Source organism: Allobosea sp. CS1GBMeth4 (assembly GCF_900185715.1).
Taxonomy (GTDB): Bacteria; Pseudomonadota; Alphaproteobacteria; order Rhizobiales; family Beijerinckiaceae; genus Allobosea.
Genome location: NZ_FYAS01000028.1, coordinates 20,006 through 45,249 on the forward strand (window position 1 = coordinate 20,006; position 25,244 = coordinate 45,249).

22 protein-coding genes, 1 tRNA gene and 1 pseudogene are annotated in these 25,244 nt (G+C 68.0%); 7 read left to right on the forward strand and 17 right to left on the reverse strand.

Features of this window, described 5'->3' with window-relative positions:
- Nucleotides 1-3: 3 nt before the first annotated feature.
- The 5 genes and pseudogenes from CS1GBM4_RS16875 to CS1GBM4_RS16895 form a co-directional block, all read right to left on the reverse strand.
- Nucleotides 4-337, reverse strand: a pseudogene (locus CS1GBM4_RS16875) (DUF2933 domain-containing protein).
- Between the two features lie 214 nt (nucleotides 338-551).
- Nucleotides 552-1,142 (reverse strand): Spy/CpxP family protein refolding chaperone, encoded by a 591-nt coding sequence (locus tag CS1GBM4_RS16880; protein ID WP_186419906.1) that lies wholly within the window; start codon nucleotides 1,140-1,142, stop codon nucleotides 552-554.
- 140 nt (nucleotides 1,143-1,282) lie between these two features.
- Complete coding sequence (locus tag CS1GBM4_RS16885; RefSeq protein ID WP_186419907.1) at nucleotides 1,283-2,773, reverse strand: multicopper oxidase domain-containing protein; 1,491 nt, start codon at nucleotides 2,771-2,773, stop codon at nucleotides 1,283-1,285.
- Nucleotides 2,774-3,276: 503 nt separating this feature from the next.
- The gene (locus CS1GBM4_RS16890) at nucleotides 3,277-3,582 is read right to left on the reverse strand and encodes a hypothetical protein (RefSeq protein WP_186419908.1); all 306 of its coding nucleotides are present in this window, start codon (nucleotides 3,580-3,582) and stop codon (nucleotides 3,277-3,279) included.
- A 753-nt stretch (nucleotides 3,583-4,335) separates the two neighbouring features.
- Nucleotides 4,336-5,178: a helix-turn-helix domain-containing protein gene (locus CS1GBM4_RS16895; RefSeq protein WP_210201590.1), complete on the reverse strand. Its 843-nt coding sequence runs from the start codon at nucleotides 5,176-5,178 to the stop codon at nucleotides 4,336-4,338.
- 97 nt (nucleotides 5,179-5,275) lie between these two features.
- On the opposite strand from CS1GBM4_RS16895, the gene CS1GBM4_RS16900 reads away from it, so the two are divergent.
- Nucleotides 5,276-5,641 carry a RidA family protein gene (locus CS1GBM4_RS16900; RefSeq protein ID WP_186419909.1) on the forward strand — a complete coding sequence of 122 codons (366 nt, stop codon included), beginning with the start codon at nucleotides 5,276-5,278 and terminating at the stop codon, nucleotides 5,639-5,641.
- Nucleotides 5,638-6,819 carry an MFS transporter gene (locus tag CS1GBM4_RS16905; protein ID WP_210201591.1) on the forward strand — a complete coding sequence of 394 codons (1,182 nt, stop codon included), beginning with the start codon at nucleotides 5,638-5,640 and terminating at the stop codon, nucleotides 6,817-6,819. Before CS1GBM4_RS16900 ends, CS1GBM4_RS16905 begins: the two co-directional genes overlap by 4 nt.
- A gap of 15 nt (nucleotides 6,820-6,834) precedes the next feature.
- On the opposite strand, the gene CS1GBM4_RS16910 is transcribed toward CS1GBM4_RS16905, so the two are convergent.
- The 3 genes from CS1GBM4_RS16910 to glpK all read right to left on the reverse strand — a co-directional run bounded on the left by CS1GBM4_RS16910 (nucleotide 6,835) and on the right by glpK (nucleotide 9,310).
- Nucleotides 6,835-7,470, reverse strand: coding sequence for a DUF6538 domain-containing protein (locus tag CS1GBM4_RS16910; RefSeq protein ID WP_186419910.1), 636 nt, complete (start codon nucleotides 7,468-7,470; stop codon nucleotides 6,835-6,837).
- Nucleotides 7,471-7,564: 94 nt separating this feature from the next.
- Nucleotides 7,565-7,638 (reverse strand) — tRNA-Gln (locus tag CS1GBM4_RS16915).
- Between the two features lie 169 nt (nucleotides 7,639-7,807).
- Nucleotides 7,808-9,310 carry a glycerol kinase GlpK gene (glpK, locus tag CS1GBM4_RS16920; RefSeq protein WP_186419911.1) on the reverse strand — a complete coding sequence of 501 codons (1,503 nt, stop codon included), beginning with the start codon at nucleotides 9,308-9,310 and terminating at the stop codon, nucleotides 7,808-7,810.
- Nucleotides 9,311-9,611: 301 nt separating this feature from the next.
- Here glpK and CS1GBM4_RS16925 point away from each other — a divergent pair, with 301 nt between their 5' ends.
- The gene (locus tag CS1GBM4_RS16925) at nucleotides 9,612-10,640 is read left to right on the forward strand and encodes a Ppx/GppA phosphatase family protein (protein WP_244607275.1); all 1,029 of its coding nucleotides are present in this window, start codon (nucleotides 9,612-9,614) and stop codon (nucleotides 10,638-10,640) included.
- On the forward strand, nucleotides 10,637-11,350 hold the full coding sequence (locus CS1GBM4_RS16930) for an RlmE family RNA methyltransferase (protein ID WP_186419943.1): 714 nt from the start codon (nucleotides 10,637-10,639) through the stop codon (nucleotides 11,348-11,350). Before CS1GBM4_RS16925 ends, CS1GBM4_RS16930 begins: the two co-directional genes overlap by 4 nt.
- Before the next feature lie 10 nt (nucleotides 11,351-11,360).
- Here CS1GBM4_RS16930 and CS1GBM4_RS16935 read toward each other — a convergent pair whose 3' ends face one another.
- Genes CS1GBM4_RS16935 through CS1GBM4_RS16945 form a run of 3 tightly spaced genes read right to left on the reverse strand, consistent with a single transcriptional unit; the run spans nucleotide 11,361 to nucleotide 14,284 of the window.
- The gene (locus tag CS1GBM4_RS16935; RefSeq protein ID WP_186419913.1) at nucleotides 11,361-12,038 is read right to left on the reverse strand and encodes an ABC transporter ATP-binding protein; all 678 of its coding nucleotides are present in this window, start codon (nucleotides 12,036-12,038) and stop codon (nucleotides 11,361-11,363) included.
- Nucleotides 12,035-13,282 carry an ABC transporter permease gene (locus CS1GBM4_RS16940; RefSeq protein WP_186419914.1) on the reverse strand — a complete coding sequence of 416 codons (1,248 nt, stop codon included), beginning with the start codon at nucleotides 13,280-13,282 and terminating at the stop codon, nucleotides 12,035-12,037. The genes CS1GBM4_RS16935 and CS1GBM4_RS16940 overlap by 4 nt, the downstream gene beginning before the upstream one ends.
- A gap of 3 nt (nucleotides 13,283-13,285) precedes the next feature.
- Nucleotides 13,286-14,284 carry an efflux RND transporter periplasmic adaptor subunit gene (locus CS1GBM4_RS16945; RefSeq protein WP_244607271.1) on the reverse strand — a complete coding sequence of 333 codons (999 nt, stop codon included), beginning with the start codon at nucleotides 14,282-14,284 and terminating at the stop codon, nucleotides 13,286-13,288.
- Nucleotides 14,285-14,439: 155 nt separating this feature from the next.
- Here CS1GBM4_RS16945 and CS1GBM4_RS16950 point away from each other — a divergent pair, with 155 nt between their 5' ends.
- A complete protein-coding gene (locus tag CS1GBM4_RS16950; RefSeq protein ID WP_186419916.1) occupies nucleotides 14,440-15,129 on the forward strand; it encodes a TetR/AcrR family transcriptional regulator in 690 nt (229 codons plus the stop codon).
- Nucleotides 15,130-15,156: 27 nt separating this feature from the next.
- Here CS1GBM4_RS16950 and glpX read toward each other — a convergent pair whose 3' ends face one another.
- The 5 genes from glpX to CS1GBM4_RS16975 form a co-directional block, all read right to left on the reverse strand.
- Nucleotides 15,157-16,155: a class II fructose-bisphosphatase gene (glpX, locus tag CS1GBM4_RS16955; protein WP_186419917.1), complete on the reverse strand. Its 999-nt coding sequence runs from the start codon at nucleotides 16,153-16,155 to the stop codon at nucleotides 15,157-15,159.
- A 96-nt stretch (nucleotides 16,156-16,251) separates the two neighbouring features.
- Nucleotides 16,252-17,592, reverse strand: coding sequence for a homoserine dehydrogenase (locus CS1GBM4_RS16960; protein WP_186419944.1), 1,341 nt, complete (start codon nucleotides 17,590-17,592; stop codon nucleotides 16,252-16,254).
- A 145-nt stretch (nucleotides 17,593-17,737) separates the two neighbouring features.
- Nucleotides 17,738-18,169 carry a hypothetical protein gene (locus tag CS1GBM4_RS16965; protein WP_186419918.1) on the reverse strand — a complete coding sequence of 144 codons (432 nt, stop codon included), beginning with the start codon at nucleotides 18,167-18,169 and terminating at the stop codon, nucleotides 17,738-17,740.
- Nucleotides 18,170-18,363: 194 nt separating this feature from the next.
- Nucleotides 18,364-19,584, reverse strand: a complete 1,221-nt coding sequence (locus CS1GBM4_RS16970) for an LL-diaminopimelate aminotransferase (RefSeq protein ID WP_186419919.1) — start codon at nucleotides 19,582-19,584, stop codon at nucleotides 18,364-18,366.
- A gap of 353 nt (nucleotides 19,585-19,937) precedes the next feature.
- Nucleotides 19,938-20,288, reverse strand: coding sequence for a hypothetical protein (locus tag CS1GBM4_RS16975; RefSeq protein ID WP_186419920.1), 351 nt, complete (start codon nucleotides 20,286-20,288; stop codon nucleotides 19,938-19,940).
- A 195-nt stretch (nucleotides 20,289-20,483) separates the two neighbouring features.
- Here CS1GBM4_RS16975 and phaC point away from each other — a divergent pair, with 195 nt between their 5' ends.
- On the forward strand, nucleotides 20,484-22,232 hold the full coding sequence (phaC, locus tag CS1GBM4_RS16980; protein WP_244607276.1) for a class I poly(R)-hydroxyalkanoic acid synthase: 1,749 nt from the start codon (nucleotides 20,484-20,486) through the stop codon (nucleotides 22,230-22,232).
- Between the two features lie 126 nt (nucleotides 22,233-22,358).
- Here the strand turns inward: phaC and CS1GBM4_RS16985 are convergent, their stop codons facing one another.
- Entirely contained in the window at nucleotides 22,359-23,678 is a 1,320-nt protein-coding gene (locus CS1GBM4_RS16985; RefSeq protein ID WP_186419922.1) for an outer membrane protein transport protein, read from the reverse strand.
- A gap of 464 nt (nucleotides 23,679-24,142) precedes the next feature.
- Between CS1GBM4_RS16985 and CS1GBM4_RS16990 the strand changes: the two genes are divergently transcribed.
- Nucleotides 24,143-24,991, forward strand: a complete 849-nt coding sequence (locus CS1GBM4_RS16990) for a fumarylacetoacetate hydrolase family protein (protein WP_186419923.1) — start codon at nucleotides 24,143-24,145, stop codon at nucleotides 24,989-24,991.
- The last annotated feature ends 253 nt before the right edge of the window (nucleotides 24,992-25,244 follow it).

Consider the following 25,244-nt stretch of genomic DNA (forward strand, 5'->3'; position numbering starts at 1 on the left):
CAATCACCTTTGCCAACACCCATGTACTCTTTCCTGATCATCACGAGGCCCCAGAGGTCGTAGGTGGAAATTTCGGTCATCGCGCGCCTCCCTCCGGCCGGGATGAGCGAGTCGCCGCGCCCGACGTCCCTTCATGGCCATAGGGCGGCCTGCCCCATGGTGCATGAAAAGGTGCATCAGGGGGCAGGCCAGCAGCAGCAGGAGCGGCAGGTAGCCGAGCACATGGCCCCTAATACTCCCAGAACAGCACGAAGGCCGCGACGAGGAAGAAGCCGATGGCGACGAGGACGCTAGAGCATGCTGCGAACAAGTGGCAACGGTTTTTCGCATCAAGCATGCTCTAAACCATTGGAATCGATCACGTTACCTGCCTTTGGACGATTCTGTCCAAAGGCAGGTAACGTGATCTAAGCGCGCGCCATCGATTTCCAGACGACGGCGTCACTCCCCACCGTGATCAGCCCCTGCGGGGCGCACGAGGCCGGCGCTGCCGCTCCCCCCGCCGACGGCGCTCGAAGTCCAGGCCGACGGCAGTGGGTCCGATCCCTCGATCACATCGTGCCCATCATCCCCGGCATGAGCAACTGGTCGGCGCTGCGCTTCTGCGTGTCGTCCAGGGCCGCGTAGAGCGGCTCGAGCGCCGTCTTCAGCCGGCGCAGGGCGTCGAGATGGCCTGTCAGCGTCCGCTCGTGGTGCTCGATCCGCTGCGGCAGAGGGCGCTTCATGCCGTCACGGGCCGACATCATGCCCTGCATGCCGCCCTTCATGGTGCGGGCATCGGCGCGCAGCGCGTCGGCGAAGGCGTTCCACAGCGGCTGCTGGGCATCGGTGATCCGCAGTTCGGTCTTGAGGAAGGCGATCCTTCCCTCGATCCGCTCCGGGCTCATCATCTGAGCCATCGCCGGGCCCATCATGCCGCCGGAGCCGGCTCCCATCATCCCCATCCCGCCCGCTCCAGCCCCGTCCTGCTGCGCTTCGCGGGCTGGGGCGGCCGCCTGCGGTTGCGCCGACGGCGCGGAGGCCTGCGGAGCCGCCGGCTGCGTCCCAGGCGGGTGATGCGCGTCCTCGGCGAATGCCGGAGCGGCCGCGAGCAGGATCAGGCTCGCGGCGCCCGCTCTCGTCAGTCTGCGGAACATCGTCATGGTCGGCGTCCTCCGGTTTCGGCGAGACGGCCCATGCCGCCCGCCCTCGGTTCGAATGTCGAGCAAATCGCCAGGGCGAAGGTGGAGCGCCGGGGTGCCGCCCTTCGCGAGATCTGGCCGGAGCCTCATCGGCCGCTCCATCACGAGACATAATCGACGAACGCCATCATGCCGGCCGCCATGTGGTAGAGATGATGGCAGTGGAGCGGCCAGCGTCCGGGATTGTCCGCATCGAAGGCAATTCTCACGCGGGCCATCGGCGGCACCAGCACGGTGTCCCGAACGGCCCCGGCGATCGGCGCGTCGTTGACGGCGGTCACCTGGAAATGATGCCCGTGCAGGTGCATCGGATGCGCCATCATCGACATGTTGATCAGCGCGATCTCGACCCGTTCGCCGCGCCCGACCTTCATCGCGTCGCCGCCCTCGATGCCCCAGTGATACCCGGCCATGGTCCCGGTCAGCGTCAGCGTGAAGCGGCGATCGGCCGAGCGCGGCGGCGGCGGCGCCAGCGCACGCAGGCGCTGCTCCAGATCGAGCCCGACGACCGGCCCCTTGATCTCGCCCTCGGCGGCAATCCGGCGGACCGGCGCGCCGGCGCTCGCCAGGATGATGCCGGTCCGTTCGAGCGCCCCCTCCCTCAGCGCCAGGATCGGATGGCTCCCGCCCGCCTTCGGCAGAGTCAGCCGGATATCCAGGCGCTGCCCCATCGAGAGCGGGAAGGAATGGCCGGAGACCGGCTGGACCTCCCGGCCGTCGACGGCGATCAGTTCTCCGGACAGCGCGCCGCAATCGATCGTGAAGGCCGTCGCTGTCGCGCCGTTGATGATACGCAGGCGTACCCGGGCGCCCTTCTCGACCGGGACCACCTGCGGGTCGTCGAGCGTCCGGTCGTTGGCGAGATAGGCGTCATAGTCGATGTCGTTGAGGTCCATGGCGGCCTGAGCCGGAGTGCCGTGCATGGCATGTCCCGCCGCGCCGGCTGCCCTTCCCGCCGTCGCGCCATGAGCCGACTCATGGGCGGTGGAGGTCGTGGCCGGCCCGTGCCCGCCGGAATGACTCCGCTGGAGCCGGGCGAGGATCTCCTCGGCCGGCGTGAAGGAGAAGTCGTGCAGCAGGATCACCACCTCCTGCTCGTCCCGCTGCCGGTCCGCCGCTGTCCGGACGATCAGGGGAGCGGCCAGCAGGTTCTGCTCCTGAAGCGTGTGGGCGTGCATCCAATGGGTGCCGCCGACCCCTGCGGGAAAGCCGTAGCGGCGGGTCTCGCCCGGCTGGAGCAGCGCCGCCGGTTTGCCGGGCACGCCGTCCTGCGCCCAGGGCGGTGTCAGGCCGTGCCAGTGGATGAGGGTCGGCGCATCGAGCTCGTTCGCGAGCACCACGTCGAGACGGCCGCCGGCATCGAGCGTCAGCCCCGGCGCGCCGGTGGATGGTCCGAGCCCGAAGACGCGCGCGGACCTGCCCTTCACCTCGATGCTGCGATGATGGGCGGCCAGACGCAGCGGCGCCGTGGCGGCCGCGCCCGATGATGCCGCCGGGCCCGACCCGGCGAGCGCCGCGGCGGAGTGCAAGGCGGATGCGCCATACGCCGCGGCGCCGGCCATCAGGCCGTGAAGAAAATCACGACGATCCATAGATATCGTTCCTCGTTTCCCTGTCGGCGCTGCCGACAAATCGCTCAGGGCCCGCCCCCCTGCGGGGCGGGCGCAACCGGTGGCGCCGCTTCGGCGCCTTCAGGCCGGGAGACGGGGAGGATCGAGCTTGGGCGGGAGGACGATGTCGCTGCCGGTCTGATCGCTCCATCCAAAGCGCGAGCCAACCGGGGCGCGCTGGAGGATGGCAGTGCCCTCCCTCGCCGTCACGGCAGGGCAGACGGCGCAGGATGCATCGCAGCAGCGCTCGTGATCGACGATGGCGCCTGCCTCCTTCTGATCCCGATGGTCCACGATCGGGAAGGACAGTTCCAGCACAGCGGCGGCGCGCCGATGTCCAACTGGATCATGGCACGGTAAGGCCTGCGCCCCGGCCATCGGCCCGAAGAGCAAGGCCAGCGCAGCCAGCAGACCCAGCACTGCCCTTGACCACGGAGCCCTATGCCGAATCCCGCGCATTGTCCCCTGCCGCTCTCCGCCCGCTCTCAGCCAAACCGGCGATTGAAGAAATTGAACAGGAGGGCGATCGCCGTTCCCGCATAGCTTCCGAAGGCAATGCTCTGAACGATGCCGAGCGCGAGGCTGCGCAGGTCGAACCCGGTCAGCCCGAGATAGAACTGCAACCATGGCCGATGCAGTCCCCAATCCGGGGCCGCCAGGCCGAGCAGCATGCAGAGCAGGAACGAGATCACCGCGAAGGCGGCGAGGGTCGCCCCAGATGCTCGAACGGACAGGTGCGGCGACGGTGCCGGCAGGGCGGCTTGCGCGGTCTGGAAGGTGATGTTGGCCATGGCCATGCTCCTCCTCCGTTGCCGAGCTCCAGGACCGGCATCCAGAACGGTAGTCCTAAGACGCGGGTTCACTTTGACCAGGATCAATTGCCACGAGGCCGGCCGGCGCGGTTTATGTCCGTTAAGACATTGTTATTGCTTATAAATCCTGCTATTTGTCGCTTTGTTACAAATTGTTTCAGCCAGGAAGAACCCGGACGCGGCCACGTCCCTTCCACATCCGGTATCGGCGTGGATGGGCTCCCGATGAACCATGATCAAAATGCAGGCGAACGGCAGCAGCTATCTCCGGTTGGGCGCCGAGCTGGCATGCGATTTCGTCGCCACGTACCTGGTCATGTACAGTATGATCGCGACGCACGATGTTTCCGTCCCGACGGCTGAGCCAGATCATCGGGATCGGCGCTGTGATCGTCTTCCTCGGCAGCTTTGCCGGGATGTGTAGCCAGGCGTAGGCAATGCCGAGTTCCTGTGCTCGATGATCTTGCACTATTCCGGAGCGAGTCCGATGTGCGGAAAGGCCTCGACCGACGATCCCGAGATCTCGGTCCGCTCGCGGCAGTGCCTAGTATGTATGCCACCATGCCGACAGGCACCACGAACAGCTCTATGGTTGGCAGATTAATTGTCAGCCAGGGTGGATTGCGTCTTGGAGGCTGAGCTGAAATGGACGTTTCGGGATAGGCGGCTGTTCCCCTCGCGTCCTTACAGGGGCAGTTCAACCTAACGGCCTCGGCGCGCGAAGAGGCGCCGTCAGCCTGCGGCTGGGCTCAAAATTGCCCGCATTTCCGGCGTCGCCAGAAGCCGCTGATACTCGCTCCTCGACATCGCGTTGATGAGCAGGCGGCCGCTAACATCGGCTTTGATGTATTCGACCGCGAGGAGGCTCGTCACAGGATTGGTCGTCAGAACAGCCTGATCGGGCGTGCGGTAGCCGAATTCGGCGACGACAGTCTCGCTGTCATCTGCCACGACCACGGCGAGCCGGCGTCCGGAAAGGCGCAGGCGCGCGCTGGCACCGCATTCGGAGAGATCGTATGTTTGCGGTCCGATAAGGGCCCGTTTGCCATAGATTGCCACGTGGGTATCGACGCCCCGCGCCGCCGCTTGCTCAAGCAGCGGACCGATGTCGTCCATTTCCTCGTCCCAGACGCCGGCAAAGATGCCGCGCTTGGCTTCGGTTGTGACGCGTGCGAAGGCCTGCACGATCGCCTGTCGGCTGCGCAGCGACCAGACGAGGCCTGGCTCCTCCTGGACGGGCAGGCGGTCGAGCTTCTCCTTGGCGGTAAAGACATCGGCCTCGAAGCGTGAACGCGCCACGGCCAGCAGGTCGGCATGCGGCACCGCGCTGTAGCGCACCGGTTCGGAACGGTTGACCAGAACCGCGCCCTTGGTCTCCAGCCGGGCAAGCGTCTCGTAAATCTTCGACGGAGGCACGCCCGCACCACGGCTGACCTCGGCGCCGGTCAGCGCACCCTGACCGACCAGCGCAATATATGCCTGCGCCTCATATTGCGAAAACCCAAGGCGGGTGAGGGTGTTGATCAGTTCAGGATCGACGGCCATGGCACTCAGACCGACCGCATCGATACGCACGGCGGCCTCTCTGAAAAGGGGGCTTGACGTTATTGACTACTATGGTGGTAGGCGGCACGAATGACAACAACTACCGCAGTAGTATAAGAGATCATTCATGCGCACCCTCATCAGCACTGGCTCCGCGTGGGAGCCGAAAGTCGGCTATTCGCGGGCCGTCATCGTGGACGACACGATCTACATCTCGGGGACGGCAGGCCAGGGTCCCGACGTCTACGCGCAGACCAAGGACGCTCTCGCCACGATCGAAAAGGTTTTGACGGACAATGGTTTCGCCATGGCCGACGTCGTGCAGAGCCGGCTTGTGGTCGCCGATTTCGAGCATTGGCAGGACGCGGCGCGCGCCCATGGTGAAGCATACAACGCGATTCGTCCGGCGTTTTCGCTGGTGCATGCGCTACCGTTCGTGGAGGACACGATCCTCGTGGAGGTCGAGGCCATCGCTGTGCGGAGGGCGGCGTGACGAATGCATCCGACCGTTGCGAGAAGCCGCTTTCGGCCGGCGTGGTCGTCCTGCTGGCGATCACAGCCGGCGGAGCGATCGCAAACAACTATGCGATCCAGCCGAGCCTCGGCGCGATCGCGCAGGACCTGGGCGCCACGCCAAGTGCGATCAGCCTGACGGTTGCCGGCGTGATGCTCGGATATCTCGTGGGTCTGGCGCTGCTCGTGCCGCTGGCCGACCACGTGAACCCGCATCGACTGATCCCGGGCCAACTCATCGCATTGGCCGCAGCGCTCACGGCCGCCTCGGCGGTGCCGAGCGCGGGGCTTCTGCTTGTCTGTCTCGTTCTCGTCGGCGCAACGACCACGGTCGCGGCGCAGGCGAATGCCATTGTCGGCAAGTTCGCAGGAGCGGCCGATCGAGGGAGGCAGATGGGTCTTGTCTCCGCGGGTATATCGGCGGGAATTCTCTTGTCCAGGTTCGTAGGCGGCCTGCTGACGACATGGGTCGGGTGGCGGGCCATGCTGCTGTGCTTCGCCGGTGCCTGTTGCATCGCCGCTCTGACAATGGCGCGGCGATTGCCGGACCGCCAGCCACATGCGGCTTGGAACTATTTCTTCACCTTACGTACGATGCCGGGACTTTTGGCCCAGTATCCGCAGCTCCGCTTGTCGGCGGCAGCCGGTATGCTCTGGTTCTTTGCCTTCAACGCTATATGGGTGGGGCTCGCGCTCTCATTGGCGCAGCCGCCATGGTCTCTGAGCGCCGATGCGATCGGGCTCTACAGCATTGCAGGACTCTTGGGCCTTTTCGTCACACCCGCAGCCGGACAGCTGGCGGACAGGTTCGGCGCGCGGCGGATCAAGATTGCCGGCCTTGCGGCCGCCGCCGCATCAGCACTCGTACTCCTCATGACGCTCGGCCAGCCGCTCTTTTTCGCGCCGGCGCTCGCGGTCTTTGATGCCGGGTGCTTCGCCGCGCAGGTCGCGAACCAAGCCGATATCATCCGACTCGATCCCGGCCGCTCGGGCGTGCTGAATTACGTCTATCTGCTGCTCTACTATGTGGCCGGAGCCGTCGGCACGGCGGCGGCTGGACCGCTTGTGGCGGCAGGCGGATGGGCTCTTCTCGGCGGCTCTGCCATCATTGCCATCATTGGCGCAATCTTAGCGTCTGCCACGCGGAGCACTTCATAACCGCCAGAAACGAACTCAGCGCTGAACAAAACTGGGGGCAGCGTCACCTGCGGCCGGCTGTGTGAACAAAGCCTCGATCTTGCGGGTGAGCAGCTTGTCGCGCGGCTCGAAACTGAAATCGCCCTCATAGCGAGCCCGAACCGCCTCCGCGAGATCAATCCCGCCTCTCATCAGAGCTTGGGCCACTTGCGCACGCTCGGCCTTATCGACCTTGCCGGCGAGCCCATGTTTCCGCAACATCGCCTCAGTCGTAAGGCCAACGCTGAAGAGGTCGTTGGCACCGAGAGCATTCCTGGTATCTGCGGCGAGCTCGTGAAAGAACTTTGCGCGCATCGCGCGCGTCTCGGGCGGCATTGGGCCAGTCTGAAGCCGAAACCGCCCCTCTCCTTCGAGGACGTAATTGTAATAGTCCTGCACGATTGCCGCGAGCTGGTCGTCCGAGAGCATGGGATCGCGGCGGCTTTCCTCGAGGAGCGATTCTGCCGCCAGATATAACTCCCGCGCCCTGATCCCGGCGAGATGCAATTCGGAAGTCCGCAGCGAGCAGGTGACCTCGCGGCGCCGGAAGCGCGGGCGGAGGTCGAGCGGGATCACACGGCGGAAGTGGAAGATCCGATTGCGCTGGACGAGGTTGCGGAGATGACGCGCCAAAGCGGTGCCCTTTGTAGCAACCGGGCGGGCAAATCGCTTTGCCGGCCCGGAGAGGGCAGAAGAAGCGCTTTGAAATCAGCTACTTCAGGAAAAGTGGCTGGGGGACTAGGATTCGAACCTAGACAACCAGAGTCAGAGTCTGGGGTCCTACCGTTAGACGATCCCCCAACGGGCGCGTTGTGGTGCGACGCGTCGGATGGGCGCGATCTAAACAACCTCGCGCCCGGTTGCAAGCCTTCTGTGACGATTTCGACATGCAAGGCGTTCGCGGCGCCTCGCGGGACGCTCCGGCATGAGCGCCGACGCGATGCGGCGCGGGCGTCGGCGCGGCAAACCGTCAGCCGCCGCTGAGCGTGCGCCTGACCGCGTCGCGCCAGCCGGCGACGAGGCTGCGGCGGGCCTCCTCGGCGAGTCGGGGCGAGAATCGCCGCTCCAGCCGCCAGCGATCGGCGAAGCGGGCCGGCTCGGGCAGGAGCCCGGCATCGAGGCCGGCGAGATAGGCGGCTCCCAGGGCGGTAGTCTCCAGCACCTGCGGCCGGTCGACCGGGGCGGCGAGGATGTCGGCGAGGCGCTGCATCGTCCAGTCGGAGGCGACCATGCCGCCATCGACGCGCAGCACCGTCTGCGCCCCCTCCGCCTCCGGCCAGTCGGAGCGCATCGCCTCGAGCAGGTCGAGCGTCTGGAAGCAGACCGAATCGAGCGCGGCGCGGGCGAATTCGCGCGGGCCGGTGTTGCGGGTGAGCCCGAACATGGCGCCGCGGGCCTTGGCGTCCCAATGCGGCGCGCCGAGGCCGGTGAAGGCCGGCACCAGATAGACCTGCTGGCCCGGATCGGCATTGGCGGCGAGCGGGCCGCTGTCGGAGGCCTTCTCGATGATGCCGAGGCCGTCGCGCAGCCATTGCACCGCGGCGCCGGCGATGAAGATCGAGCCTTCCAGCGCGTAATGGCGCACGCCCCCGAGCTGGTAGGCGATGGTCGAGAGCAGGCGGCTCCGCGAGGCGACCGCCCGGGTGCCGGTGTTGAGCAGGGCGAAGCAGCCGGTGCCATAGGTCGATTTCAGCATGCCGGGCTCGAAGCAGGCCTGGCCGACGGTCGCCGCCTGCTGGTCGCCGGCGATGCCGCGAATCGCGATCGCGCCGCCGAGCAGCCCCGGCTCGCTGTCGCCGAAATGGGCGGCGCAGTCGCGCACCTGCGGCAGCATCGCGGCGGGAATGTCGAGCAGCGCCAGCAGGTCCTCGTCCCATTGCCCCTTGTGGATGTCGAACAGCAGGGTGCGCGAGGCATTGGTCGCGTCGGTGGCGTGGACGCGCCCGCCGGTCAGACGCCAGAGCAGGAAGCTGTCGACAGTGCCGAAGGCGAGCTCGCCGCGCCGGGCCCGCTCGCGCGCGCCGGGAACATGGTCGAGGATCCAGGCGATCTTGGTGCCGGAGAAATAGGGATCGATGCGCAGGCCGGTGCGTTCGGTCACCAATCTGCCATGGCCCTCGGCCTCCAGCGCGGTGCAGCGCTCAGCGGTGCGCCGGTCCTGCCAGACGATGGCGCGGTGGATCGCCTGCCCGGTGCGGCGATCCCAGACCAGGGTGGTCTCGCGCTGGTTGGTGATGCCGATCGCGGCGACCTCCCCCGCCCGCGCCTCTGCCCGCGCCAGCGCCTGCCGGCAGACCGAGAGCGTGCTGTCCCAGAGATCCTCCGCCTCGTGCTCGACCCAGCCGGAGGCGGGATAGTGCTGCGGGAATTCCTGCTGGGCAGTGGCGACCGGCTGCAGGTTCTCGTCGAACAGGATGGCGCGCGAGGATGTGGTGCCCTGGTCGATCGCCAGGATCATGCGCCGCGCCGCCATGCCGTTTCTCCCCTTGCTCGCTGCCCGGCTTCGTGGCCGGCCGGCGCCGAGCTTTGCCGCGAAGGCCGGGCGCAGGCAAGCGCGGGCGCACGTCGCCGCGTTTCCGCCACAGGTTCCGCTTGGCAGGCGCGCCATGCTGTTGTTACGCTGCCCTTCGAATGGAAACGTTCCAGCCTCGTGCTGGACTCCGGCGGTCGCCACGGCGGCACGGCCGGCGAAGGGTTGGCAAGTGACGGTCGAAGACCGCCAGGAATCCGACCGCCCCGTCGTGGCGGCGGTCCCCCTACCGGGCGAGCGGTCCGTGCCGCCGGCAGCGGTTCGGTTCGCTCCGGCGCCGCAGCAGCGGCAACCTCCCGCCACCTATGCCGCGCTCGATCTCGGCACCAACAATTGCCGCCTGCTGATCGCGCGGCCGGCGCAGCACGGCTTTCGCGTCGTCGACGCCTTCTCCCGCATCGTGCGGCTCGGCGAAGGGCTCGGCAGCAGCGGCCGACTCTGCGAGGACGCGATGGACCGCGCCGTCGAGGCGCTGAAGGTCTGCAAGAGCAAGATGGACCATCGCGGCGTGACCCGTGCGCGCCTGATCACCACCGAGGCCTGCCGGGCCGCGACCAACGGGCTCGACTTCGTCCGCCGCGTCGGCGAGGAGGCGAGGCTCGCGCTCGAGATCGTCGACCAGAGGACCGAGGCCTCGCTCGCGGTGACCGGCTGCGCCGCCCTGGCGGCGCCGGAGGCCGGCGCGGTGATCGTCTTCGACATCGGCGGCGGCTCGACCGAGATCGTCTGGCTCGCCGGGCGCGAGGCCGGGCGCGACCCGGCCCAGCGCATCCGCGAATGGGCCTCGCTGCCGATCGGCGTGGTCTCGGTGGCGGAACGCTATGGCGGCGTCGAGGTCGGGCGCGAGAAGTTCGAACGCATGGTCGCCGATTGCGGCGAGGCGTTGCGGCCTTTTGCGCAGAGGGCGGCGGCGGCGCGGGCCGCTCCCAATTTCCACCTGCTCGGCACCTCCGGCACGGTGACCACCGTCGCCGGCATCCATCTGCGCCTGCCGCGCTATGACCGGCGCCAGGTCGACGGGCTGTGGATGCACGAGCGCGACATCTGCAGCGTCATCGACGAACTCGTCGCGATGGACTATGCCCAGCGCCAGGCCAATGCCTGCATCGGCCGCGAGCGGGCCGATCTGGTGCTCGCCGGCTGCGCCATCTTCGAGGCGATCAGGCGCGCCTTCCCGAGCCCGAAGGTGCGCATCGCCGATCGCGGGCTGCGCGAAGGCATTCTGCTCAAGATGATGCACGAGGATCGCGCCTGGTGGCGCCGGCGACAATGACGACGACGAAATCCGGCGGCGGCGGCGCGCGCGACCTGCGCGTCAAGGTCAAGAAGCCCGCCAAGCGCAGCCACTCCTCGCAGCTCTGGCTCGAGCGCCAGCTCAACGATCCCTATGTCAAGCGGGCGCGCGAGATGGGCTATCGCTCGCGCGCCGCCTTCAAGCTCGCCGAGATGGACGAGCGCTACAAATTCCTGAAGCCGGGCCAGAAACTCGTCGATCTCGGCTGCGCGCCGGGCGGCTGGTGCCAGGTCGCGGGGGCCAAGATCGGGCTCGACAAGGGCAAGGGCCGGATCGTCGGCATCGATCTCCTGCCGGTGGACCCGATCCCGCATGTCGAGCTGATCCAGCTCGATTTCATGGCCGAGGAAGCCCCTGCCCTGCTGATGGAGAAGCTCGGCGGCAAGGCCGACGGCGTGATGTCCGACATGGCCGCCAACACCACCGGCCACAAGAAGACCGACCATCTGCGGATCATCGGCCTCGCGGAAGCCGCGGTGGAGTTCGCCAACGACGTATTGGCGCCGGGCGGCTTCTTCCTGGCCAAGCTGTTCCAGGGCGGCGACACCGCCGGGCTGCTGGCGCAGCTCAAGCGTGACTTCACGCAGGTCCGCAACATCAAGCCTGCGGCGAGCCGGGCCGATTCCTCCGAGCTCTACGTGCTGGCGACGGGCTTCCGGCGCAGAAGCGAGCCGGAAGCGCAGGACTGACCGGAGGCGCTCAAGGCTCGGCCAGGCGGCCGTCGACCAGATGGATGCGGCGGCTCGCCCTGGCGGCCATGTCGGTGTCGTGGGTGACGGCGACGACCGTCTTGCCGCGCTCGCGCACCAGCGCGTCGAGGATGGAAAAGACCTGCTCGGAATTCCGGCTGTCGAGGCTGCCGGTCGGCTCGTCGGCGAGGATCAGCGGCGGATCGTTGGCGAGCGCGCGGGCGACGGCGACGCGCTGGCGCTGGCCGCCCGAGAGCTGGTCAGGCCGCTTGTCGAGATGGTCGGCGAGGCCGAGGGCGCTGAGAAGTTCGGTGGAGCGCTCGCGCCTGGCGGCGCCGTCGAGGCGGCCGAGGCGGCGCATCGGGATCTCGACATTCTCGCGCACCGTGAACTCCGGCAGCAGGAAATGGAACTGGAAGACGAAGCCGAGCGTCGCCAGCCGGATCGCCGCGCGCTCGCGCTCGCCGAGCCCGGCCGTGTCCCGGCCGGCGATGGCGAGCCTGCCGCCGGTCGGCTCGTCGAGCAGGCCGAGCAGATAGAGCAGCGAGGACTTGCCCGAGCCGGAGGGGCCGGTGATCGCGACGAACTCGCCCGCGCCGATCGCCAGCGTGACGTCCTCGACCAGCGTCACCGGCACGGCGGCCGGGAGGACGCGGGTCAGCCCCTTCGTTTCGAGCAGCGCGCTCATGTCGCGCCCCGGATGATGTCGACCGGGTTGAGCCGCGCCGCCTGCCGCGCCGGCAGGTAGCCGGCGACGCCGGCCGAGACCAGCGCGAAGCCGGCGGCGACGAGATAGTGCCAGATGCTCCAGGCCAGCGGCAGGCGGGTGATCTCCTGGGCGACGCCGGCGCCCGACAATTCGAACCGGACCAGGGACAGGGCGAGGCACAGGCCGAAGCCGATCGCCCAGCCGACCAGCGAGCCGCCGGCGCCGAGCGCCAGCCCTTCCAGGAGGAAGAGGCGGCGCATGTCGGCCCCGGTGAAGCCGAGCGACTTCAGGATGGCGATGTCGCGCGCCTTTTCGTGGGTGATGGTCGAGATGATGTTGAAGATGCCGAAGCCGGCGACGAGCAGGATCGCGCCGACGACGGTGTACATGATGACGTTGCGGATCACGAGCGCCTCGAGCAGCGACTCGTTCGCCTCCTGCCAGGCCGTCGCCTTGTAGCCGAGCTGCGCCTCGGCCCGGCGCGCCACCTGCGGCGCGGCGCCGGGATCACCGAGCTTCAGCCTGATCTCGTTGATCGCGTTCGGGCGCTCGCTCAGGATCTGCGCGTTCTTGAGCAGGACATAGCCCTCGCCCTCGTCGCGCGCCGTCGTGCCGGTGTGGAACAGGCCGACGATCTTGAAGGCGCGGTTCTGGCCGGTGGCGGAGACCATGGTGACGGTGGTGCCGAGCTCGGCGCCGAGGCGCTGCGCCAGCCGGTCGCCGACCACGATGTTGTTGCCGCCGGCGATCAGCGAGGTGAAGCTGCCATGGCGGAAGTCCTTGGCGAGCGAGGAGACGCCCATCTCCGCCTGTGGCTCGATGCCGATGACGGCGATGCCGACATCGCGCCCGGAATAGCGCACCACCCCTTGCGTCTTCAGGCTGACCGCGAGCCGGCCGGGCACCCAGGCCCTGAGCATGGCGGTCGCCTCCGTCGGGTTGAGGATGCCGCGCCGGTCCTCCTTCGGCCGCAGCCCGGCGATCCGCACCGCGGCGAAGGCGTCCTGCGCCGGCTGGCGCCGCGCCGTGCGATAGTCGTCGGTGATGTCGACATGCGGCATGGTGTCGACGAGCCGCGCCACGAAATCATCCTCGCCGCCCTGCATCAGCGACGCCATGGCGATGGAGAAGCCGACGCCGAGCGCGACGCCGGCGATCGCGACCAGCGTCTGCCGGCCGCGTCCGCGGATATGCGTCAGGGCCAGAGCGAGGATCAGCCGCAAGGCTCAGCCTCCCTGCACCTTGATCCGGGCGCCGTCGGCGAGCTTGTCCGGAAAGGGCACGATGACGCGAGCCTGCTCCGGCAGGCCCGACAGGACCTCGATGTCGCCGGTGCCGCGAATGCCGATCGCGAGCTCGCGGCGGCGGGCGCGATCGCCCTCGGCGACATAGACGGCATTGCCCTGCACGGCTGCGACCGGCAGCAGCAAGGCGTTGCGGGCCACGCGCGTGATGATGTTGAGCTCGACGGTCATGCCGATCAGCAGCGGCGTGTCGTCCGGCAGGGCGACATAGACGCGATAGGTCTTGGCGACCGGATCGCCTTTCGGGGTGATGCTCTCGACGGTTCCCTCCAGTGGCCTTCCCGGGAAGGCATCGGCCCGGATCAGGGCGCGCTGCCCGGGCTCGACCTGCGGGATGTCCTCCTCGTTGACCTCGGCGACGATGCGCAGCGGCCTGGCCTCGCCGATCCAGAACAACACGGCGCCGGGCTCGGCGATCTCGCCGATCTCGCCGTCGCGGCGCAGCACCGTGCCGCGCATCGGGGCGCGGAGGACATGGTTCTCGAGACGCGCGGTCTGGCCGGCGATCAGCGCCGAGGCCTGCCCCATCTCGCTGCGGGCCCGGTCGAGCGCCTGCTGGCTCATCACATTGCGCTCGACCAGGACCGCGAGCCGGTCGTGCTCCGCGGTGGCGAGCTTCTGGCGCGCCCTGAGCTCGGCGAGCGTCGCCTCGGCCTGGGCGCTGTCGAGCCGGGCCAGGATCTGGCCTTGCTCGACCCGCCGGCCCTCGCAATCGCAGCGCTCGACGATGCGCTCGCGCACCAGCGCCGTCACCTTGGCCCAGTTGCGCGGCTCGGTCGTGCCCGTGGCATAGACCACCTCGGCCGCATCGCCGCGCCCGGGAGAGACGGTGACGACCGCCGCCGGCTTCGTCAGGAACCAGAAGGCGCCGCCGGCGACGAGCACGGCCGCGGCGGCGAGGAGAAGGCGGGCGAATTTCACGGCATCCCCCATCGGAGGCGTCGCGCCGGCGGCCCGACCCGGGACGATCCCGATCGGAAGACGTTGCGCCGGCAGGGTCTCTCGCGCAGAATTGCCAGAGACCGACGGTCGGTCATTTTACAGACCGACGGTCGGTCGTCAAGCAGAGCAAGTGCATGCCCCGCATCGTGAAGCCCCCGCAGGATCGCAGGACCGAGATCATCGACGGCGCCCAGGCGCTGTTCTTCGAGCGTGGCTACGAGCGCACGACCATCAACGACGTGATCGCCAGGGTCGGCATCTCCAAGGGCGGCTTCTACCACCATTTCACGGCGAAGGAGGATCTGCTCGAGGCGATCACCGCGCGGCTGGCGCAGGATGCCGTCGCCCGCGTCCGCGACGTCCTGGACGATCCCGCGCTCGGCGCGCTGGAGCGGCTGAACGGCTTCCTGGCGCGCTCACGCAGCATGAAGCTGGCCGATGCACCCAGGTTCCGGGCGGCCTTCGACGTCGTCTTCCGGCCGGAGAACCTGCTGCTCTACCACCGGATCAACGCCGCCTCGATCACGGTGATGCGGCCCGTCCTCACCAGGATCATCGCCCAGGGCAAGGCGGAAGGGACCTTCTCCGTGCCCGATCCCGAGGCCGCCGCCGAGATCGTGCTGCATCTCGGCGCGAGCACCTATGACGCCGTCGCGCGCACCTTCGCCGCCCTCGGCACCGCCGAGGAGGACGCCGCGATCGAGGCGCTCGACCGGCGCCTGCAGTTCCAGGGCATCGCCATCGACCGCATCCTCGGCCTGCCCGATGGCAGCCTGACCTTCGTCGAGCCGGGCTTCACCCGCGCGGTGATGACGGCGCGCTGAACGCGCCGCCGGCAGGCGGCGCCGCTGTCAGTCGAGCTTGAACTTGGCGAATTCGCGGTGCTCGCCATAGATGCGGCGCACCGTGCCGGTGATCGAGCGATAGACGATCGTCTCGGTCTCGATCACCTCGGGCCCGAAGCGCACGCCCGAAAGCATGCCGCCATCGGTGACGCCGGTGGCGCTGACGATGACATCGCCCGAGGCCATCTCGGCCATGTCGTATTTGTGGTTGGGATCCTTGACGCCCATGGTCGCGGCGCGCTTGCGCTTCTCCTCGGTGTCGAGGATCAGGCGGCCCTGCATCTGGCCGCCGACGCAGCGCAGCGCCGCCGCCGCGAGCACGCCCTCCGGCGCGCCGCCGATGCCGAGATAGAGGTCGATGCCGGTCTTCTCCGGCTCGGTGCAGAAGATCACGCCGGCGACGTCGCCATCGGTGATCAGGCGGATCGAGGCGCCGGTCTTGCGGACCTCCTCGATCAGCTTGGCATGGCGGGGCCGGTCCATGATCAGCGTCGAGATCTCATGCGGCTTGACGCCCTTGGCGCGGGCGAGCGCGTTGACGTTGTCGGCCGGGCTGGCGTCGAGATCGATGACGCCCTGCGGATAGCCCGGGCCGATCGCGATCTTGTCCATGTAGACGTCAGGCGCGTAGAGCAGCTGGCCGGCGCCAGCCATCGCCATCACCGCGATCGAGCCGGGCATGTCCTTGGCGCAGAGCGTCGTGCCCTCGAGCGGATCGACGGCGATATGGACCTTGGGGCCGGTTCCGAGGCCGACCTTCTCGCCGATGAAGAGCATCGGCGCCTCGTCGCGCTCGCCCTCGCCGATGACGATCTCGCCGTCGATCGGCAGACGGTTGAGCTCGCGCCGCATCGCGTCGACCGCCGCCTGGTCGGCCGCCTTCTCGTTGCCGTGGCCGCGCCAGCGCGCGGCGGAGACGGCGGCGCGCTCGGTGACGCGGACCAGCTCCATCGAGAGATAGCGCTCGATGATCTGATCGGGCGAGATGCGGAGATCTTCGGACATGGGGACTCCCTGAACGCGATTAGCGGATGGCCGAGGCAAATGACGAGCCGACAGGCGAAGACATGGCGAAGCCGGGGAAGACCGCGCCTGCCATGCTCATTCCCTCTCGATGCGGATGACTTGCGGCGCTTCGGAGATGTGCCCGTCGGCGCCGACCTTCTCCAGAGCGCCGCGGATCGCCTGCTCGCTGGTGGCATAGGTGATCAGCACGACCGGAACCGGCGCGCCGGAGCGCCCGCCGGGATCGCGCTGGGCGGCGATCTCGGAGCGGCGCTGGACGATGCTCTCGAGCGAGATGTCGGCCTCGGCCATGCGGGTCGCGATGGCCGCTGCCGCGCCGGGACGGTCGGCGACGGCGAGGCGGATGTAATAGCCGCCCTCATGGCGCTGCATCGGCGCCCGCGCCGGCTGCTCCAGGCGGGCGACCGGCATGCCGAAGGGCAGCCCGGCGGTGCCGCGGGCGATGTCGGCGATGTCGGCGATCACGGCCGAGGCGGTCGGCCCGCCGCCGGCGCCGGGGCCGACGAGGGTGATCTCGCGCACCGCGTCGGCGTCGATCGTCACCGCGTTGGTGACGCCCATCACCTGCGCGATCGCGGAGGATTTCGGCACCATGGTCGGGTGCACGCGCTGCTCGATGCCGGTCTTGGTGCGTTCGGCGACGCCGAGCAGCTTGATCCGGTAGCCGAGCTCGTCCGCCATCTTCAGGTCGAGCGGCGCGATCGAGGAAATGCCTTCGACATGAATCGCTTCGGCGTCGATCTTCGTCCCGAATGCGAGGCTGGTCAGGATGGCGAGCTTGTGGGCGGTGTCGTAGCCCTCGACGTCGAAGGTCGGGTCCGCCTCGGCATAGCCGAGACGCTGCGCGTCCTTCAGGCAGGCCTCGAAGGTCAGCCCCTCCAGCTCCATGCGCGAGAGGATGTAATTGCAGGTGCCGTTGAGGATGCCGTAGAGCCGGGTGACGTTGTTGCCGGACAGCGCCTCGCGCAGCGTCTTCACCACCGGGATGCCGCCGGCGGAGGACGCCTCGAAGGCGAGCGCCGCGCCCTTGGCCTCGGCGAGCTCGGCAAGCGCCAGGCCGTGGGCGGCGAGCAGGGCCTTGTTGGCGGTCACCACGGGCTTGCCGGCGGAGAGCGCCGCCTCGACGGCCCGCCTGGCCGGCCCCTCGGAGCCGCCGATCAGCTCGACCAGGCAATCGATCTCGGGGGACGCGGCGAGCGCCACCGGATCGTCGAACCAGGCGAGGCCGGACAGGTCGATGCCGCGGTCGCGGTTGCGGTCGCGCGCCGAGACCGCCGTCACCCGGATCGGCCGGCCGCAGCGGGCGGCGAGCACGTTCTCCTGGCGTTTGAGAATGCCCGCGACGGACGCGCCGACTGTCCCCAGGCCGGCGATGCCGACGCGCAGGGGCCTGATCTCGGAGGGAGCAGCGTGCATGGTCATGAGCGGCGGGGTCGCATGAGGCGCGCAGGGAGTCAACGGCGAAGGGGTGGAGGGAACCTGTCCGGAAAGGCCCGATTGAGGCAATGCGGAGGTGCCCGCCCATGAGCCGCTGCGACCGCCCTCGCCCGAGTCGCAGGCCTCACTCGAACCGACAGACGACCTCGGCGGCGAGCTTGTTGAGCTTGCCGCCCTCGAAGCCGAGATAGAGCCGCAGCAACTGGTTGCCGAAGGCCGTGATCTTGATGGTGCGCAGCGCCTCGATGCTGTCCCCGTCGGCCGCCGTCGAATTCTCGTCGATCGGGGTCCAGAACCAGGGCTTCGGCGCCCGGATCACGGTCTGCGCCAGCAGCTGCTCGGCCTCGGCACGGCCCATGCCGACCGGGAAATACCTGGCGGCGATCTCGGTGGCGTCGCGGCCGCATTCCTTGGCGCGAGAGGCGGTCAGCACCTCGGCGATCAGGGCCGAGTCGGTGTCGGTGGTGCGGCCGCGCGAGAAATCATAGGTCGCGAACAGGCAGACCAGCGCGAACAGGCCGAATACGATCCCGATCCACCGGCCCTTCGAGCCCATGATGCGCCTTCGCCCCTGCTATCCGCCCGCCGCCTGGGTTCCCATGTTTCGGCGATCCGGTCCAGTGCCGGCGCGCAACACCGCCCAGCGTCATTGCGAGGAGCACAGCGACGAAGCAATCCAGGAGCCGCAGAGCGGAATCTTCCGGGTTGCTTCGCTACGCTCGCAATGACGACAGAGGGGAGCTTCCGCCCCTACCCCGCCTTCGGCATCTGGATGACGTTGTGCAGGGTCGCGTCGGCGCTCTTCAGGAAGCGGCCGACATTGCGCGCCGCCTGGCGGATGCGCTGCTCGTTCTCGACGATGGCGATCCGGACGAAATCGTCGCCGTGCTCGCCGAAGCCGATGCCCGGCGCGACCGCGACCTCGGCCTTCTCGATCAGCAGCTTGGAGAACTCCAGCGAGCCGAGATGGCGGAACTTCTCGGGAATCGGCACCCAGGCGAACATCGAGGCCTGCGGCGCCGGGAAGTCCCAGCCGGCCTTGCCGAAACTCTCGACCAGCGCGTCGCGGCGCCGGCGGTAGGTCTCGCGCATCTCGCGGATGCAGTCGTCCGGGCCGTTCAGCGCCGCCGCCGCAGCGACCTGAATCGGCGTATAGGCGCCGTAGTCGAGATAGGACTTCACCCGCGCCAGCGCCGCCAGCAGCCGCTCATTCCCGACGGCGAAGCCCATGCGCCAGCCGGCCATGGAGAAGGTCTTCGACATCGAGGTGAACTCGACGGCGACGTCGATCGCACCCGGCACCTGCAGCATCGAGGGCGGCGGGCCGTTCTCGTCGAAATAGACCTCGGCATAGGCGAGATCGGAGAGCAGGATCAGCTCGTGCCGCTTCGCGAAGGCGACGAGGTCGCGATAGAAGTCGAGCGAGGCGGTGTAGGCGGTCGGGTTCGCCGGATAGCAGGTGACGAGCGCGATCGGCTTCGGCACCGAATGCGCCATCGCCCGCTCCAGGGCCGGGAAGAAGGCCGGCGTTGGCTCGGCCGGGACGGAGCGGATGACGCCGCCCGCCATCAGGAAGCCGAAGGCGTGGATCGGATAGCTCGGATTGGGCACGAGCACGACGTCGCCCGGGCCGGTGATGGCCTGCGCCATGTTGGCGAAGCCCTCCTTCGAGCCGAGCGTGGCGACGACCTGCGTCTCGGGATTGAGCGTCACGCCGAAGCGGCGCCCGTAATAATTCGCCTGGGCGCGGCGCAGGCCGGCGATGCCCTTCGAGGCGGAATAGCGGTCGGTCCGCGGCTTGCCGGCGGTCTCGACCAGCTTCTCGATGACATGCTTCGGCGCCGGCAGGTCGGGATTGCCCATGCCGAGATCGACGATGTCGACGCCCTTGGCCCGCTCGGCGGCCTTGATCTTGTTGACCTGTTCGAAAACGTAAGGCGGCAGGCGTTTGATGCGGTGAAAATCGGTCATGTCGAGAACAGGTCCCTGCTGATCGCCGCGCCGCCGGCGCGACAAATCACATTCTTGCGCTGCGATGCCTTAGCACCGCAACTTTCGTCCCGACAGCGCAAAAAACGCAAGATTCGTCGAAAGTCGCGAAAGCCTCGTCAGAAGGCGTCCCAGGATGGAGGCTGGGAGGGCTGGCTGACCGCGCGGAAGAGGACGAGCGTGCCGCGATGCGCGGGCTGCGCCTCCGGCGCCGGGCGGTCGTGCGGCAGGGAGAGATCGGGATGGCAAAGCGAAGGGCGCGGGGCGAATCGCCCCTGCGGAGCAGGACCATGAGCGCCGGGACGGAGCCGAAGCTGCAGCGGCCGGCCGCCACGTCACTCCTTCGGTAGCGGCGGGGGCGCCGGCGGCGGCGTCTTGCCGAGTGCCTGGGCCTGCGAGCCGGCGGCCTCGTTCGAGATCCGCTTGGCCTCGAGTTCGGCTTCGAGCTTCTTGAATTCGTCGACGGTCTTGCGCTTGGCCTCGCGCGAGACGGTGGTGCCGATCGGAATGTATTTCGGATCCTGCGGCCGGGTCTCGACCACGAAGGGCTTGGGCTCGCCGGGCTTCGTGGCGAGGTCGGTGATCTCGGCAACGCCGCGCGTGGCCTCGCAGCCGCCGAGCGCGAGCCCGGCGAGCAGGAGGAGGCCCGCCGCTTTCGGCGGAAATTGGGAGCGCCCGTCAGCCATCGCCCTGCTTTCGCAAATTTCCTTTGTCACCCATATCGGCTAGGTCCTTAATGGGTCCAAAATGGGGAATGCAACTCCCCGAGGCGACGAGGGAGCGTCATCATGTGTCCGCCTGGCGACGACAAGGACAAAACCGGCAACAAGCCGGTCGACGCGTCGTTGGCGGATCTGCCCTCGATCCCCGATTTCGACGCCATGGCGCAGAACATGGGCAAGCTGGTCGAGCAGGCCGGCAAGGTGACCGCGGCCTATCTGAAGCCGATCGAGCGCGGCGAGGCCAAGACCGGGCAGGCCGACGAGGCGAGCGAGATGGTCAAGGTGCTCGGCCGCGTCGCCGAGCGCTGGATCAACGACCCGCAGAAGATCATCGAGGCCCAGGGCGCGATCACCAGCGATTTCCTCAGCCTGTGGAGCGCGACGCTGAAGCGCCTCGGCGGCGAGGAGGTCGCGCCCGTGATCACCCCCGACAAGCGCGACGCCCGCTTCGCCGATCCCGAATGGAGCAGCCATCCGGTCTTCGATTTCGTCAAGCAGGCCTATCTCCTGACCACGCGCTGGGCCGAAGGCATGGTCGAGCAGGCCGAGGACCTCGACCCCCACACGCGCAACAAGGCCCGCTTCTACGTCAAGCAGATCGCAGGGGCGCTGGCGCCGTCGAACTTCGTCGCCACCAATCCCGAGCTGCTGCGCGAGACCATGGCGCAGAGCGGCGAGAATCTGGTGCGCGGCATGAGGATGCTGGCCGAGGACATCGAGGCCGGCGGCGGCGAGCTGAAGATCCGGCAGTCCGACCCCGGCGCCTTCCAGATCGGCGTCAACATCGCGACGACGCCCGGCAAGGTCATCTACCGCAACGACATCATCGAGCTGATCCAGTATGCCCCGGCGACCGAGACGGTGCTGAAGCGGCCGCTGCTGATCGTGCCGCCCTGGATCAACAAGTTCTACATTCTCGACCTCAACCCGGAGAAGAGCTTCATCCGCTGGTGCGTCGCCCAGGGATTGACCGTGTTCTGCATCTCCTGGGTCAACCCCGACCATCGCCACGCGGCGAAGGATTTCGAGAGCTATATGCGCGAGGGCATCTTCGCGGCCCTGGACGCGATCGAGACGGTCACCGGCGAGAAGCAGGTCTCCGCCATCGGCTATTGCGTCGGCGGCACGCTGCTGGGCGTGACGCTGGCCTATATGGCCGCGACCCGGGACAAGCGCATCGCGAGCGCGACGTTCTTCACGACGCAGGTCGACTTCAGCCATGCCGGCGAACTCTCGGTCTTCGTCGACGAGGACCAGATCCGCGCGGTCGAGGAGCAGATGGCCGAGCGCGGCTATCTCGACGGGGCGCGGATGTCGGGCGCCTTCAACATGCTCAGGCCGAACGACCTGATCTGGTCCTATGCCGTCAACAACTACCTGAAGGGCAAGGCGCCGACGCCTTTCGACCTGCTCTACTGGAATTCGGATTCGACCCGGATGCCGGCGGCGAACCACTCCTTCTACCTGCGCAACTGCTATCTCGAGAACAAGCTGAGCAAGGGCGAGATGCGGATCGGCGGCAAGCTGCTCGATCTCAAGAAGGTGAGGATCCCGGTCTACAATCTGGCGACGCGCGAGGATCATATCGCCCCGGCCAAATCGGTGTTCATCGGCTCGCAGACCTTCGGCGGCCCCGTCGAGTACGTCATGGCCGGCTCCGGCCATATCGCCGGCGTGGTCAACCCGCCGAACAAGGTGAAGTATCAGTTCTGGACCGGTCCCGAGCCGGAAGGCGCCTTCGAGGACTGGCTGCCGAAGACGCAGGAGCATCCGGGCTCCTGGTGGCCGCATTGGTTCGCCTGGCTGGAAAAGCAGGCGCCCAAGCGGGTGAAGCCGCGCATTCCGGGCGACGGCCCCCTGCCCGCGCTGGAGGACGCGCCGGGCAGCTATGTGAAGATCAAGGCGTAGGTCAGCGGCGTCTCGCCGTCTCGCCGCCATTCCGGGGCGTGGCCAGCGCCCGGCGGAATGCGGCCCGGCCCGCTTCAGCAGAAAGCCGGCCCGAAGGCCGGCCTTCCAGCTCGCGAACGGAGCCGCTCAGTTCTTGCGGACGACCGGACGGACCGGGATCGTCTCCGCCGGATTGTCCCAGCGATAGGTCAGGCCGGCCGAGACGATGTGGATGTAGGGCTTGGCCTCGGCCGTGTAGAACACCGCCTGCTGCTGCGGATGCGCGCCGGTGTAGTTCACCGCAGCCTGCTTGACGTGGATATAGGTGTAGCCGAGATCCAGCTTGAGCTTGTCGGTGACCTGGTAGCTGCCGCCCGCCGACAGCCAGAGCCGGTCGTTGTCGGAGATGAAGATCGTCCGGTTGCGGTCATTGACCGCCGAGAGCTCGTAGCCGACGCCGGCGCGCAGGGTCAGGTCGCGGCTGTACTTGTACTCCGCGCCGGCCGAGAAGAACCAGGCGTCGTCATACTGGAAGTTCAGGCTGGTCACCGGCAGGCCGCTGAGCTTGCTGACGACGGGGATGTTGCGGAACTTGCTCCAGTTGGTCCATTCGACACCGGCATGGACCTGCCATTGCTCGTTGATCTCCTGCGAGACGCCGAACACGACCGAATCCGGCAGGTTGAGGTTGGCCTTGACCGGAACGACGCCGAGCGGGGTCCGGAAGGTGCCGTCGAGCGTCTGGCGCACCGGCGAGCGGTAGGCGATGCCGATATTGGTGCCCTTGAACGGCGTCAGGTTGATACCGAAACGATAGCCGAGATCGATGGTGTCGCCCTCGATGATGACGGGCGCGGCGGTCGGAGCGATACCGGACGCGGTCTTGAGCGACGCGTTCAGCCACTGGACCTGCACCGCGGCGCCGATCGAGAGCCAGTCGGTGACCTGGTAGCCGACCGTCGGCGCGACATTGATCGTCTGGACCTTGGCGGAGCGGCCATAGACCTGAGCGGCATGCGCCTGATTGTCGGCCTTCGAGCGCAGACCATAGGGCGCGCCGGTGGTGAGGCCGATCCAGAAGCGGTCGGTGAGCTGCCAGGCCGAGTAGGACGCCGGCACGAAGCCGCCATTGCCGCCGATGTCGCCGGTGCCGTTCTGCAGCGGGTTCGCCGGGCCGAAAGGCGAGCCGAGCCGGCTCACCGAGGTCGGATCATAGCTCGCATTCGCATAGATGTAGGTGAAGTTCCACTGGCTGTTGCGGCCGGGGAACATGGTGATGGTCGCCGGGTTCCAGGCCATCGACCCCATGCCGATGCCGCCCGAGGCGGCGCCGGCATAGGACATGCCGAGACCTTCGGCGCTCTGCCCCGAACGGATCGCGAAGGAGCTCGCGGACGCCGCGCCGGCCGCCAGCAGCGCCGAGAGCGAAACCGTGGCGGCGGCGGTGAATTTCAGAAGGCTCTTCATCGCGGCGTCTTCCCCAGGCTGAGGTTCTTGTTGTGGCGGTCGCGGCGAAGCGACCGCGTGGAATCTGCCGCAACCATGCCGTCAGCCGGTTTCCGCCGCAATCCCGCCGCGATCCGCCCGAAATCGCCACGCCCCGCGTCCACGCCGGGGGCACATGGCCGGAAACGCGCAAAAACGACCCGTTTCGCGCGATCGGATCGCAAGCCGGCGACGGAATGGATGGTTTATATAAGAACTATCGCAAAATTCGCCATTGTGCGCCGCAGCATAGCCCCGGCGATGACTTGGGGAAGGGAGCGCGGTTTGAGGCGCACCGTTGCATAAGCGCCACAACTCCAGGCTTGCCCGCAGACATGGCATGCGTACAGACGGGCTTGCATCCACCGGGCGCTCCGCACAGGATCGCGGCCATCTTCGGGCTCGCCTGAATCCATCTTTGAAACGATTGAAAAGGGGGAAACGACGTGAAACTGGTTCGCTATGGCGCGTTCGGCCAAGAAAAGCCCGGGCTGATCGACGCTGCCGGCAAGCTGCGCGACCTGTCGGCGCATGTGCCGGACATCGCGGGGGCGGCGCTGAGGAAGGCCTCGCTCGCCAAGCTCAAGGCCCTGTCGCCCGAGGCGCTGCCGCTGGTCGAAGGCTCGCCGCGAATCGGCGCCTGCGTCGGCGACGTCCGCAACTTCATCGCCGTCGGCCTCAACTTCGCCGACCATGCCGCCGAGACCGGCGCGGCGATCCCGGCCGAACCGATCCTCTTCAACAAGGCGCCGAACTGCATCGTCGGCCCCAATGACGACGTGATCATTCCCCGGAATTCGAAGAAGACCGACTGGGAAGTCGAGCTCGCCATCGTGATCGGCGATGGCGGCTCCTACATCGAAGAGAAGGACGCGATGGCGGCGATCGCCGGCTTCTGCGTCTGCAACGACGTCTCCGAGCGCGAATTCCAGACCGAGCGCGGCGGACAATGGGCCAAGGGCAAGGGCTGCCCGACCTTCGGCCCGCTCGGCCCCTGGCTGGTGACTCCGGACGAGATCGCGGACGTGCAGAACCTGTCGATGTGGCTCGAGGTCGATGGCGAGCGGGTGCAGAACGGCTCGACCAAAACGATGATCTTCGGCGCCGCCTATCTCGTCCACTACATCAGCCAGTTCATGCGGCTCGATCCGGGCGACGTCATCACAACCGGCACCCCGCCCGGCGTCGGGCTGGGCTTCAAGCCGCCGCGCTTCCTCAAGGGCGGCGAGACCGTGACCCTCGGCATCGAAGGGCTCGGCACGCAGAAGCAGCACTTCAAGCCCTACGCGGCCTGAGAAAAGACGCTGCCGGGGCCGTTCGACCCCGAACCCCGGCAGCGCCCGCGGCCACGCCCTGGCGCGGCCGCGTCAGTCTCAGATGCGCCTGTCCGGCCGCCTGAACGCAATCACCTTCGCGGAAGCGACCGGCTGCACGCCGGGAGCGGTGGCGCTCCACTCCGGGATCCCCTGCTCCGCCGCGCCCGGCCGCTCCGCCGTCGCAGCAGCGGCGCGCTCGCGCTCCAGCCTGCGCCGGCTCCGCGCCAGACGC